This window comes from Nonomuraea sp. NPDC051941, assembly GCF_044593615.1.
This window is the reverse complement of sequence record NZ_JBIUCF010000041.1, coordinates 48,898-61,887: the sequence shown is the minus strand read 5'-3', so window position 1 is coordinate 61,887 and position 12,990 is coordinate 48,898. Positions and strand designations below refer to the sequence as shown.

Annotated in this window: 10 protein-coding genes; all 10 read left to right on the top strand. The window is 70.9% G+C overall.

The genetic code is table 11. The features are described 5' to 3' along the window. The first annotated feature begins 72 nt into the window (after positions 1 to 72). The 10 genes from ACIHFD_RS48015 (at position 73) to ACIHFD_RS47970 (ending at position 12,966) form a co-directional block, all read left to right on the top strand. Positions 73 to 1,254, top strand: coding sequence for a cellulose-binding domain-containing protein (locus tag ACIHFD_RS48015; RefSeq protein WP_397372593.1), 1,182 nt, complete (start codon positions 73 to 75; stop codon positions 1,252 to 1,254). Between the two features lie 47 nt (positions 1,255 to 1,301). Beyond that, on the top strand, positions 1,302 to 2,282 hold the full coding sequence (locus tag ACIHFD_RS48010) for a LacI family DNA-binding transcriptional regulator (protein WP_397372592.1): 981 nt from the start codon (positions 1,302 to 1,304) through the stop codon (positions 2,280 to 2,282). Next, positions 2,279 to 3,298 carry a LacI family DNA-binding transcriptional regulator gene (locus ACIHFD_RS48005; RefSeq protein WP_397372591.1) on the top strand — a complete coding sequence of 340 codons (1,020 nt, stop codon included), beginning with the start codon at positions 2,279 to 2,281 and terminating at the stop codon, positions 3,296 to 3,298. The genes ACIHFD_RS48010 and ACIHFD_RS48005 overlap by 4 nt, the downstream gene beginning before the upstream one ends. 141 nt (positions 3,299 to 3,439) lie before the next feature. Further along, entirely contained in the window at positions 3,440 to 5,035 is a 1,596-nt protein-coding gene (locus tag ACIHFD_RS48000; protein ID WP_397372590.1) for a hypothetical protein, read from the top strand. Further along, positions 5,035 to 5,985, top strand: coding sequence for an ABC transporter permease (locus ACIHFD_RS47995; protein WP_397372589.1), 951 nt, complete (start codon positions 5,035 to 5,037; stop codon positions 5,983 to 5,985). Before ACIHFD_RS48000 ends, ACIHFD_RS47995 begins: the two co-directional genes overlap by 1 nt. Next, positions 5,982 to 6,881 carry a carbohydrate ABC transporter permease gene (locus tag ACIHFD_RS47990; RefSeq protein ID WP_397372588.1) on the top strand — a complete coding sequence of 300 codons (900 nt, stop codon included), beginning with the start codon at positions 5,982 to 5,984 and terminating at the stop codon, positions 6,879 to 6,881. Before ACIHFD_RS47995 ends, ACIHFD_RS47990 begins: the two co-directional genes overlap by 4 nt. Continuing rightward, a complete protein-coding gene (locus tag ACIHFD_RS47985) occupies positions 6,881 to 7,516 on the top strand; it encodes a YesL family protein (RefSeq protein WP_397372587.1) in 636 nt (211 codons plus the stop codon). Before ACIHFD_RS47990 ends, ACIHFD_RS47985 begins: the two co-directional genes overlap by 1 nt. Continuing rightward, positions 7,513 to 9,426 carry a glycoside hydrolase family 127 protein gene (locus tag ACIHFD_RS47980; RefSeq protein WP_397372586.1) on the top strand — a complete coding sequence of 638 codons (1,914 nt, stop codon included), beginning with the start codon at positions 7,513 to 7,515 and terminating at the stop codon, positions 9,424 to 9,426. Before ACIHFD_RS47985 ends, ACIHFD_RS47980 begins: the two co-directional genes overlap by 4 nt. 66 nt (positions 9,427 to 9,492) lie before the next feature. Beyond that, positions 9,493 to 9,720 (top strand): hypothetical protein, encoded by a 228-nt coding sequence (locus ACIHFD_RS47975; RefSeq protein WP_397372585.1) that lies wholly within the window; start codon positions 9,493 to 9,495, stop codon positions 9,718 to 9,720. 129 nt (positions 9,721 to 9,849) lie between these two features. Then, positions 9,850 to 12,966, top strand: coding sequence for an AfsR/SARP family transcriptional regulator (locus ACIHFD_RS47970; protein WP_397372584.1), 3,117 nt, complete (start codon positions 9,850 to 9,852; stop codon positions 12,964 to 12,966). Positions 12,967 to 12,990 lie beyond the last annotated feature (24 nt).

Genomic DNA, 12,990 nt, shown 5'->3' with positions numbered 1-12,990 from the left:
ATCCCGCGAACCATCGTCTTCAAGAGACGGTTTGGGAGCGCTCCCATACGGACCCCGAAGGCGAGCGATGTCATGTCCGGTCCCCACACGCTGTCTGCCCGGCTCTGGGCAGTCGTCGCCTGCGTCGCCGTGGCGATCGGCGGCATCGCCGCCGTGACCGCCCCCGCTTCCGCGGACACCGGGTGCAAAGTGGACTACACCGTGAACTCCTGGCAGGGCGGCTTCACCGCGCAGGTGAAGGTCACGAACCTGGGGACGGCGCTCAGCGGGTGGCGGCTGCGGTGGACGTACGCAGGGGACCAGCGGGTGACGAGCGCGTGGAACGCGCAGGTGGAGCAGACCGGCCGGGTCGTGACGGCGGCAAACGTCGCGTGGAACAGCGCGCTGGCCACGGGCGGCAGCGCCGAGTTCGGCCTGCAGGCCACCTGGTCGGCGGCCAACCCCGCGCCCACCGACTTCACGCTCAACGACGTGGCCTGCAACGGCACCACGACCCCGAGCCAAACCCCCACCGTCACGCCCACCGTAACGCCCACTGTCACCCCGACGGTCACCCCCACGGTGCCGCCCGGCTGCTCGGGGGCGACGGTCTGCTCCGGGTTCGAGGACCAGGCGGGCAGCCCGTCCGGCGACTGGCAGGTCGTCACCCCCAACTGCGCCGGCACCGGCACGGCCGTGATCGACACCGCGATCACGCACAGCGGCGGCAAGTCCCTGCGGGTCAACGGGGGCGGCGGTTACTGCAATCACCTCTTCGTCGGCACCACCCGCGACGTCTCCCGCGTCGGCCCGGTGGTCTACGCCAGGATGTGGGTCCGGCACACGACCGCCCTGCCCGCGACGCACGTCAGCATGATCACCATGGCCGACGCCAATGACGGCAACCGCGACCTGCGCATCGGCGGCCAGAACGGCGCCCTGCAGTGGAACCGCGAGTCCGACGACGCCACCCTGCCCGAGCAGAGCCCGGCGGGCGTCGCGCTCAGCACCGCGCTTCCCGTCAACCGCTGGGTCTGCCTGCGCTACGAGATCGACACCACCAAGCAGTCGATGCGTACGTACCTGGACAACCAGGAGGTCGCCGGCCTGCGCGTGGACGGCACCCCGACGCAGGACATCGACTCCCAGTGGCTGCGCCGCGCCACCGCGCCGCGCCCGGCCACGCTGCGGCTGGGCTGGGAGAGCTACGGCAACGACCAGGACACCCTCTGGTACGACGACGTGGCGCTCGGCTCGGCACCCCTGGCCTGCTGATCACAAACCGAATGCTGAGAAGTCCTACCGTGACCTACGCTGTTCGCATGCGCGTGACGATGCGGGAGGTGGCCGATCGGGCGGGCGTCTCGATCAAGACCGTGTCACGTGTGGTGAACGGCGAGCCGCACATCCGTCCGGAGAAGGTGAGCCGGGTGCATGCGGCGATCGACGAGCTCGGCTGGGTCCCCAACCGGGCCGCCAGGACGCTCAGGACCGGGCAGGTCGGGGTGGTCGGCATCGCCGTCACCGAGCTGCGCCGCCCGTATCTCGCGGGACTCGTCGAAGCCCTGGTCACCGAGGCCGACCGCTGGGGGATGCTCGCCGCGGTCGAGCCGACGCACGGCGATCCGGCCCGGGTGGCGGCGGTGCTCGCCGCCCGGGGGAAGACGTTCGACGGCGTGGTGCTGATCGGGCCGGTCGGGCCGGTCGGCGACGGGCCGGACGACCGCCCGGTGGTCGTCGTGCAGGGCGGCGCGGCCGAGGTGGACCGGGTTGAGGTGGATCGCGTTCAGGAGGACGTCGCGGAGGCGGCGGCCCTGATGGCCCGCCACCTCGCCGTCATGGGCCGGTCCCGCCCGGCGCTGCTCGGCGCGCATCAGGATGAGCTGCGCGCCTGTCTCGACCGATCCGGTCCGGTGCCCGTGCCGTGCGCGGACCTCGGCGAGGTGGCCGACCGGCGCGCGGGAGCGCGGGCCGCCGTACAGGTGCTGGAGCGGCACCCGGACGTCGACGTGCTGCTGTGCGTCAACGACGAGGTGGCGCTCGGGGCCCTCGCGGCGCTCGTCAAGCACGGGGTGGACGTCCCCGGACGGGTGGCGGTCGCCGGCTACGGCAACCTGGAGGACGGGCGGTTCTCGACGCCGTCGCTCACCACGATCGACCCGGGACCGGCCCGGCTGGCGCGCAGCGCGCTGGAGCTACTCGCCGAACGCCTCGCCGGCACGGCGCCGCGACGGCCGCGCGCGGTCGTCTCCCCGGTCGAGCTGATCCGGCGTGAGTCCACGCTCGGCCGGGACCCGCGGTGAAGCGCCCGACGCTGGCGGATGTCGCCGTGCGGGCCGGGGTCTCGGCGAAGACCGTGTCCAATGTCCTGCTCGGCCGCCCGCATGTCTCGGCCGCCACCCGGGCCAAGGTCCAGGCCGCGGTCGAGGAGGTCGGCTACGAGGCGGGACACGCCACGAGCCAGGCCGGGCGCGGGCTCGCCTCCGGCCGGACCGGCCGGATCGCCGTCGTCGTGCCGAACCTCTACCAGCCGTACTTCGCGGAGAACGCCGAGCGGCTCATCCTCGCCCTGGCCGAGTGCGGGTTCACCAGCACGCTGCGGATCGCCAACGGCGGGGAGCGCGAGCGCGACGCGGTGCTCGGCGTGACGACCGCCGACGTCGACGGCGTCATCATCTGCCCGCACCACCTGTCGGACGAGCTGCTCGCCGGCGCGGCGCCGCGGCGCCCGGCGGTGGCCCTGGGCGGCGCGCCGATCAAGACGCTCGACGGTGTGCTGATGGGGGAGTACGCCGGCTTCCTGGCGATCACCCGGCACCTGCTGGCCACCGGCCGGCGGCGGCTCGCGTTCGTGTGGAACGGTCCGGCGGGCGCGGTCCCGACCGGGGACCGCTACTCCGGGTTCGTGGCCGCTCTGGAGGAGCATGGCATCGAGCATGATCCTTCGCTCGTAGCCTACAGCTCCGACTGGGACCGCAGGGCCTCGGGCTACGAGGCGATGGTGGGGCTGCTGCGGCGCTCCGGGCCCAGGTTCGACGCCGCGGTCTGCGTCAACGACACGATCGCCGTGGGCGTGCTGAAAGCCCTGCGCGCGCACGCCATCCGCATCCCCGAGGACGTCGCGGTCACCGGCTTCGACGACACGGACGAGGGCGAGTTCACCATCCCGTCGTTGTCGTCGGTGAGCCCCGACCAGGGCGAGATGGTGGCCGCCGCCGTCCACCTGCTCATCGAGCGCCTCGACGGGTACGACGGCGCGGCCCGGCAGGTGCACACCGGCGTGCACCTGCTGATTCGCGACTCGTCCGGGCAGGCCTGACCCGCTCCGCACCCCTTGGCGCGATCACTACTTCCCCTGATTGTCTTGTCATTGACAACGCTGAATGACGGCCCCTAACATCGCTGAAACATTCACCGAGATCTCGGTCACACCCCTCCGTCCCCCCCTCAGGAGGACCGCATGGCCACCTCACCGGCTCTGTCCCGCCGGGCCTTCGTCGTCGCGGCCGGCCTCACCGCACTCGCGGGTTGCTCCGGCAAGAACTCCGGCGATCCGAACACGTTGCGGATCTTGGTCAACAAGCATCCGCTGACCAAGCCGATGAGCACGATGGAGTGGCCCAAACAGCTGGAGAAGATCGCGGGCGTGAAGATCCAGTGGCAGGAGATCTCCGCCGACTGGGACCAGAAGAAGTCCACCATGCTGGCGGCCGGCGACGTGCCGGACCTGATCATCGGCACGAACGCGATCACGAACGCCGACCTGGGCACGTACCGGACGCTCTTCGAGAACCTGGCCGACGACCTGGACGCGCTTCCGAACGTCAAGGCGTTGTTCGCGGCGAAGCCGCAGCTGAAGTCGATGGCCACGCTGACGAGCGGCGAGGTCTACGCGGTCCCGGGCTACAAGCGGTTCTGGCCGACGACCGTGACCCACCAGTACATCAACAAGCAGTGGCTCGACCGGCTCGGCCTGAAGGTCCCCACCACCTGGGACGAGCTCTACACCGTGCTCGTCGCGTTCAAGGAGGAGGACGCCAACGGCAACGGTGACAAGAACGACGAGATCCCGATGGACTGGTCACCGGTCGGCACGGGCGGCTTCGGCTACTTCCAGCCCAGCGTGCTGCTCGGCAGCGTCGGCCTGCCGATCGCGGGCGGCGGCGGCCAGGGCTACTTCCTGGAGGACGGCAAGGTCGGCAACTTCCTCGTCGACGAGCGCTACAAGCAGGTGATCGAGTTCCTCCATCGCTGCTACGCCGCCGGCCTGGTCAGCAAGAACGTCATGACGCAGGACTACTCGGCCTACCAGGCGGTCGGCCGCGGTTCCGGCAAGGTGGCCAAGGTCGGCTTCAGCTGGGGCTGGACGGCCAGCGACCGGTTCGGCGCCGAGCTGGCCGATCAGTACGTCGCGATGGCGCCGCTGCTCGCCAAAGCCGGCCAGACCACCCCGGTGACCTGGACGTACGACTCCAACGGCGAGAACTTCCCGTCGAACCAGATCCTCATGTCCGCCAAGACGAGCAACAAGCAGGCGGCGCTCAAGATCGTCAACGCTCTCTACGACAAGGAGATGTCGCTGCAGGTGCTGTGGGGCGACCTCGGCAAGTACGTCAAGAAGATCAGTGACAAGGAGTACGAGGTGCTCCCGCCGGCCGACCCCAAGGTCGACCCGTCGACCTGGAAGTGGACGGTCACCATCGCCGACGCCGGCCCGGTCTGGATCCGGGACGACATCGAGGTGAAGCTGCCGGCCGACCTGGACGAGGCCGTCGAGCAGACCGAGCCGCTGCAGAAGGCGCTGGCGAACATGGACGTGGACAAGGACGTCTACCCGTTCCAGTTCATCCAGATGAAGCCCGACGACACCAACCAGCTCGGGCTGAACAACACCACGATGCTCAACTCCGCGATGACGAAGTTCGCCGAGTGGATCACCAAGGGCGGCGTCGAGGATCAGTGGGGACAGTACGTCCAGCAGGTCCAGAACGCCGGCCTGCAGAAGAACATCGACATCTACCAGCGCTACTACGACGAGTACGTGAAGACGCGCTGATGGCGGAGTCTCTCGTCGCGGCTCGCAAGCCGGCCGGCGCCCGAAGGATGGGCGCCGGCCGGCACGTCAGGCGGTACTGGCAACTGTGGCTCATGGTCCTGCCGGCCGTCGGGTTCGTCGCCGTGTTCATGTACGTCCCGATGTACGGGATCCAGCTGGCCTTCCGGGAGTTCGACTTCACCGCCGGGCTCACCGGCGGGGACTGGGTCGGCCTGAAGTACTTCCGGCAGTTCTTCGACAGCCCGCTGTTCTGGCCGCTGCTGAAGAACACGTTCGTCATCGCCTTCACCACGCTCGTGGTGGGGTTCGCCGCGCCGATCCTGCTGGCCCTGATGATCAACCAGATCGCCGGCGGCCGGCGCAAAAGGGTCATGCAGACGGCGACGTACCTGCCGCACTTCATCTCGATCGTGGTCATCGTCGGCATGCTGCAGGCGTTCCTCAACCCGTCCACCGGGCTGCTCACCCGGGTCTCCGCCCTGTTCGGCCTCGACGGGGTGAACTTCCTCGGCGACACGGCGGCCTTCGTACCGGTGTACGTGATCTCCGACGTGTGGCAGCACTGCGGGTGGAACAGCATCATCTACCTCGCCGCGCTCTCGCGGGTCGACCCGCAGCTGTACGAGGCGGCCAAGGTGGACGGCGCGAACCGGCTGCAGCTCATCCGGCACGTCGACGTCCCGAGCATCGTGCCGACCATGGTGATCCTGCTCATCCTCACCATGGGCGGCGTGCTGAACACCGGCTTCGAGAAGGTCTGGTTGATGCAGAACAACCTGAACCTCCCCGTGTCCGAGGTCATCGCGACGTACGTCTACAAGATCGGCATCTTCAGCACGCAGTTCAGCTACGCCACCGCGATCGGCCTGTTCAACACGGTCATCAACTTCGCGTTCCTGATCGCCGCCAACGCGATCGCCCGCCGCGTGTCGAACTGGAGCCTGTGGTGACATTCTTCCGCAAGAAGACACCGGGCGATGTCATCTTCACGCTGGCGCTCGGCGCGATCTGCGTGGCGGTCCTGTTCGCGGTGGTCTATCCGGTCTATTTCGTGGTGATCGCGTCCGTGAGTAACCCGTCGCTGATCTCCACCGGCGAGGTGTGGCTGTGGCCGAAGGGCGTCAACCTCTTCGGGTACCGGGAGATCTTCAACGACGAGCGGATCTGGACGGGCTACCGCAACACGCTGCTCTACGGCGTCGCCGGGACCGCGCTGAACCTCGTCGTGACCATCCCCGCGGCGTACGCGCTGTCGCGGCCGGAGTTCCGCCCCCGGCGGATCCTCATGTTGTTCTTCGTGTTCACGATGTTCTTCAACGGCGGGCTGATCCCGACGTACCTGCTCTATCGCGATCTCGGCCTGCTGGACAACTGGCTCGTGTTCGTCCTGCCGTCGGCGGTGAACGTTTACAACCTCATCATCGCCCGCGCGTTCTTCGAGCACTCGCTGCCGAAGGAGCTGTTCGAGGCGGCGATGATCGACGGCGTGTCCTACCTGCAGTATTTCGCCAGGGTCGCGCTGCCGCTGTCCAAGGCGATCGTCTCGGTCATCGGCCTGTACTACCTGGTCCAGCACTGGAACGACTTCTTCACCGGCATGGTGTTCGTCCGGGACAACGCGCTGCAACCGCTGCAGATCGTGCTGCGTGACATCCTCCTGTCCAACCAGGCGTTCGCCGGTGGCGTCGGAGCCTCCGGCGGCAGCGGCACCTCCTACGACCAGCAGTACGCCGACCAGATCAAGTACGGCGTGATCGTCGTCTCCAGCCTCCCGGTCCTGGTGCTCTACCCGTTCCTGCAGCGCTACTTCGAGAAGGGCGTGCTCATCGGGTCGGTGAAAGGCTGATGAGACGCGTCCTCACCTGGCACACCAGGGCGGGCGAGGTGGGCCTGCTGCTGCTCAAGCTGCACCTGCTGTGGATCGTGTGGACCCTGGCCGGCGGCGTCGTGCTCGGAGTCTTCCCCGCGACCGCCGCGGTGTACGGCGTCATCCGCGGCGAGCTCCTCCATTCAGGGGCGCCTCGCGAGTTCCGCCGGCTCTGGCGGCAGGAGTTCCGCACCGCCAACGTGGTGGGCTACGTCTTCGCGGCGGCCTGGGCGGTGCTCCTGCTGGACCGGCGGCTGCTGGAGAGCGCCGACCTCGGCGTCGTCGAGCCGCTGCTCGGCGCGCTGCTCTGGCTGGTCACGCTGTTCGTGTCGGGCATGACCGCGAACATCTGGATCCTCGCCGCCCACTTCGACGAGGGGCCGGGCGCGCTCGTCCGCCGGAGCGCGATCCTCGTCCTCGCCCGCCCGGTCCAGGCGCTCGTCACGCTGCTCGTCGTCGGCGTGATCCTCTGCGCGTACTACGTCGTCCCGGGGCTGGTCCCGGTCTTCGGCGTCGCCGTACCGGCCTTCGCCTCCTTCGCCTACGTCTGGGGCACCGCGGTCCTTCCCAGGGCCCCGGGCTCATTTCACGACACCCCGTTGGGAACACCATGACCATGACCTCTACCGCCGCCTTGCGTCGCGAGCCGCTGCCGCTGACCGCGGTCACCATCGACGACGAGTTCTGGGCGCCGCGCCGCGAGCTGATCCGCACCCGTACGCTGCGGCACCAGGAGGGCCAGCTGCGCCGGCCCGGACAGCAGTTCGACGCCCTGAGCCTGTCCTGGCGGCCGGGGGACCCGGACGAGCCACACATCTTCTGGGAGAGCGACGTCGCCAAGTGGATCGAGGCCGCCAGCTACTGCCTGGCCACCACCGACGACCCCGAGCTCGACCGGGCCGTCGACGAGGCGATCGAGCTGCTGGCCGGCGCGCAGCAGGACGACGGCTACCTCAACGTGTACTTCACCGTCGTCAAGCCGGGGGAGCGGTTCACCGACCTCCGCGACGCCCACGAGCTGTACTGCGCCGGTCACCTCATCGAGGCCGGGGTCGCCCACTTCGAGGCGACCGGCAAGACCCGGCTGCTCGACATCGTGCGCCGCTACGCCGAGCTGATCGACACCGTCTTCAGCCCCGACGGCCCCCGCGCGGGCGGCTACTGCGGGCACCAGGAGATCGAGCTCGCGCTGGTCAAGCTCTATCGCGCGACCGGCGAGCGCCGCTACCTCGACCTCGGCCGGCGGTTCATCGACTGGCGCGGGGAGCAGCCCTACTATTTCGAGGCCGAACTGCGGCGGCGCGGCACCCCCGGCTACTTCGGCACCAGGCTCCCCCGCAAGCCCAGGGACCTGCGGCGCTTCCGCGAGTACAACCAGAGCCACCTGCCCGCGGCCGACCAGGCCGAGGCCGTCGGTCACTCGGTCCGCGCCATGTACATGTACAGCGCGATGACCGACCTGGCCGGCGAGTACGGCGACGACCGGCTGCTCCAGGCCGTGCGCCGGCTGTGGGCCAACGTCACGGACAAGAAGCTGTACGTCACCGGCGGGCTCGGCTCCGACCCGAGTATCGAAGGCTTCGGGCCCGCGTACGACCTGCCCGACGCCCACGGCTACGCCGAGACCTGCGCCGCGATCGGCCTCGTCCAGTGGGCGCGGCGGATGAGCAACCTCACCGGCCACGGCCACTACGTCGACGCCCTCGAACGCGCCCTGTACAACGGCGTCCTCAGCGGCGCCTCCGCCGACGGCACCCGCTACTTCTACGGCAACCCCCTCGCCAGCCACGGCACCGTGACCCGGCAGGAGTGGTTCGACTGCGCCTGCTGCCCGCCCAACCTCGCCCGGCTGCTCAGCGAGCTCGGCCGCTACGTCTACGCCCAGGGACCCGGCGAGGCCGTCGTCAACCTGTACGTGGCCGGCACCGCCCGCTTCACCTTCGCCGGCGGCGAGGTCACCCTCCGCCAGGACACCGCCTACCCCCGGGATGGCCGCCTGGCCGTCACCGTCACCCACGCCGACGACGGGGCGGAGTTCACGCTGGCCGTCCGCATCCCCGGCTGGAGCCGGCAGCCGGCCGTCACCGTCAACGGCGAGCCCGTTGATCAGCCTGTCCTCCGCGACGGCTACTGCGTCCTCTCCCGCCGCTGGCGGGCCGGCGACGTGGTCGAGATCGATCTCGGCATGGAGGTCCGCCGGACCTGGGCGGATCCCGCCGTCGCCGCCACCGCCGGCAAGGTCGCTCTCGAGCGCGGTCCGATCGTGTTCTGCCTGGAGGGCGTCGACCACGACTGCGCCGTGCACAGCCTCACCCTCGCCCGCGACACCCCCGTCCACGCGGTCCCGGACGAGCGGACCGGCGTCGTCACCCTGAACGCCGACGCCACCGCGGACGCCGAGACCGACGGCTCGCTGTACGGCGACCGTCCTCCTGCCCGGCGCGGCGTCACGCTGACCGCCGTGCCGTACTTCTCCTGGGCCAACCGCGGCCTCTCCGACATGACCGTCTGGATCCGGGAGTGAAAGGGAAGCGTTACGGAAGCCTTGGCTGGGACGCTCTTCGCGTCATCGAGCGAAGGCAGGTTCTCCATGCGAAGCAAGATCATGAGAGCGCTGGTCCCGGCGGCCGCCCTGGCGATGGCCGCGACAGCCGGCGCCGGCGTTCCCGCGAACGCGGAGGTTCAGGCCGGTCACATCAAGAGCGTCCACCGGACCCTGGCGAAGTGTGAGGCGGCGGGCTGGAAGTACTCCGGGGACCACGAATACTGGGACTGCGACTGGGACAGCCCGTTCTGGGCACTCTGGGTCCTGAAGTAACCCCCCGGCCGACGGGATCCCGCCTGATCTTGGTGATTGGGCGGGATCTTGCCATCACTCCCGTACCCCCGTCGTACGATCATCACTCGCCGGCATCACGGCGGGGGAATCGGGACGTGAAGGGGGCACATGGAATCGGAGGTGCGCTTCGCGCTGCTCGGGCCGGTGTCGGTCGACGGGCCTGACGGGCCGATCGCGCTGGGCTCACCGAAACAGCGGACCGTGCTGGCCGCCCTGCTGCTCCACGCGAACCGCACGGTGTCGGACGACCGGCTCGTCGACCTGATCTGGGGCGAGCGGTCTCCGCGTACGGCGGTCTCGCGCCTGCAGGTCTACGTTCACGAGCTGCGAGCGCTGGTCGGCAAGGAGCGCATCGGCCGCGTCGGCGCCGGCTACCGCATCCACGCCGACGCGGACGAGCTCGACCTGCAGCTGTTCGAGCAGTACAGAGCCGCCGCGCGCGCCGACGCGGAGGAGGGGCGCCACACCGACGCCGCGGCCCGGTTGCGCGCCGCGGCGGGGCTGTGGCGCGGGCCCGCGCTGGCAGGGGCCGGCACCCAGCTGATCCACCAGGAACGTCCGGGCCTCGAGGACAGGCGGATCTGCGCCCTGGAGGAGCTGTACGACTCCGAGCTGGCGGCCGGGCGGCACGCCGAGATCGTCGGCGAGCTGCACACGACGGTGGCCGAGCACCCGCTGCGCGAGCGGCTGCTGGGACAGCTCATGCTGGCCCTGCACCGGTGCGAGCGCCGCGGCGAGGCGCTGGCCGTGTACCGGGAGGCGAGACGGCGGCTGGTCGACGAACTGGGCATCGAGCCCGGCCGCCCCCTGCGCGAGCTGCACCAGCGGCTCCTGCGGGACGACGAACCGGACTTACCGGGGGAGGGCACGCAGTCGGCGCCTCCTCCGCCGCGACGAGAACCCCTCGTCGCGCGGCCGGCCGAGTTACCCAGGGACGTGCCCGAGTTCGCCGCCCGCGACGCGGAGCTGGCGTGGCTGAACGAGTGCCTGGCCGGCGGCGACGGCGTGTGCGTGCTGAGCGGCACGGCCGGCATGGGCAAGACGGCCCTCGCGTTGCGCTGGGCGCACCAGGCCAAGGACCGCTTCCCCGACGGGCAGCTCTACATCGACCTGCGCGGCTACGATCCGGACCACGAGCCGCTGACCACGACGGCGGCGCTGACCCGGCTGCTGGTCTCGCTCGGCGTCGATCCCGAACGGGTGCGGGGCGGATTCGAGACCCAGCTCGGCCTCTACCGCTCGCTGCTGTCGGGGCACTCGTTCCTGCTGCTCCTGGACAACGCCCGCGCGGCGGCCCAGATCGAGCAGCTCCTGCCCCCGAACGGCGTGGCGCTCGTGACCAGCAGGCACCGCCTGGGCGAGCTGGTGGCGTTCGCGGGTGCCAGGCAGCACTCGCTCGGCCCGTTGTCCGAGGCGGACGGCCGGGCGCTGCTGGACGGCGTGCTCGGGCCGGCGGGCGGCCCGGCCGAGTCGGACGCGCGCGGCGAGCTGGTACGCGCGTGCGGCGGCCTGCCGCTCGCGCTGCGCATCGCCGCCGCGAACGCCGCCGCCCGGCCCGAGGACGGCACCGCGGCGGTCGCGGCGGAGCTGGCCGTCGGCAACCCGCTGGCGGGGCTCACCGTGGACGGCGCCAAGGACAACGCCGTCACCGTCGCCTTCTCCGCCTCCTACCGCGTGCTCGCCCCCGCCGAGCAGCGGGTCTTCCGCCTCCTCGGGCTCGTGCCCGGCCCCGATGTCACCGTGGCGGCCGCGGCGGCGGTCACCGGCCTCCCGCGGGACGCGGCCCGCGCCTCGCTCAAGGCCCTGGCCGCGGCCCACCTGCTCGAACACCACATCACCGACCGCTACCGCTTCCACGACCTGGTCCGCCTGTACGCGGTGGCGGAAGCCGGGCGCGATCCCGAGCGCGAGCCGGCCTGGCAGCGCCTGTTCGAGCACTACCTGGAACTGGGCGCGGCCATCGCCGCCCGGTGCGCGCCCGGCGAGTCCCTGCTCTCCGGCCCGCCGCCGGGCCCGGACGCCTGTGAGCTGCCGTCCCCCGAGGCGGCCGACGTCATCAATCTGCTGGCCGCGCTGAGGCGCGCGATCGAGCGGGATCCCGGCCCGGCCGTCTGGCGCCTGGCCGACATGGTCCGCGCCATCTGTGCCCGTACCGGACGCATCGGTGAGTGGATGGAGATCGCGCCGACCCTGCTGGAGGCCGCCTCCGCGCACGACGTCCCGGCCGTGACCGCCATGCTGCACACCGGCATGGGCGACGGCCTCTTCCGCGTCGGCCGCCGTGAGGAGGCCGTCGGTCATCTGGAGCAGGCCGTCCGCATCGCCCGCGAGAGCGGCGATCGGGAGGGCGAGGCGGCGGCCAGGATGGGGCTGAGCTTCGCGCGGGCGTGGACGGGCGACCTCGTCGAGGCGATGGCCGACAACGTACGGGCCGCGCAGCTCTTCGGCGAGCTCGGCTCGGTGCCCGGCCACGTCCGGGCACTTCACGCGCTCGGCTACCAGTACCACCACCTGGGCTGGCTGGACCTGGCCGAGGACTACTGCAGGCAGGCGCTCGCGCTGAGCCGGCGCCACGATCTGCCCTACGCCGAGGGGGCCGATCTGCGGCAGCTGGGCGCCGTGCTCCTCGACCAGGGCCGGTACGGCGAGGCGGAGACCTGCCTGCGGCAGTCGGTCGCCCTGATCACCTCGATAGGCGGCCACGGCGCGGCCACGACGCAGATCTGGATCAGCCGGCTGCACTGGGAGAACGGCCGGTGGGCGCAGTCGCGGGACGAGGCGCTGGCGGCGCTCGACGTGTGCCGCGGCCAGGGCGACCGGCTGGTGGAGGCGGCGGCGCTGGTCGCGCTGGCCGACGCCGGGGTCCGCCTCGGCCTGACGGCAGAGGCCGCGGACAGCCTGGACCTGGCCGACGGCCTCATCGGCGCGGGCGGCCTGAACTGGCATCTGGCCTACGCGCTGCTCGCCCGCGCCCGGCTGCTCGAAGCCGTGGGCGACCAGGAGGGCGCCGTCCGCCACGCGCTGCGGGGACACGCCGTGGCGGCCGAGAGCACGTACCGGCTGCCGGAGCTGGCCGCGCTGACGGAGCTGGCCAAGCTGGAACGGCGACGCGGCGACCGCGAGGCGGCGGAGCACCGGGCCGACGAGGCTTTGCGGCTGTGCCGGCAGATCGGACACGCACCCTGCGAGAAGAAGCTCGCGCTGCTGCTGGAGGACGCGAGGTAGGTTTTCCCTCCCAGGATGCGCGCT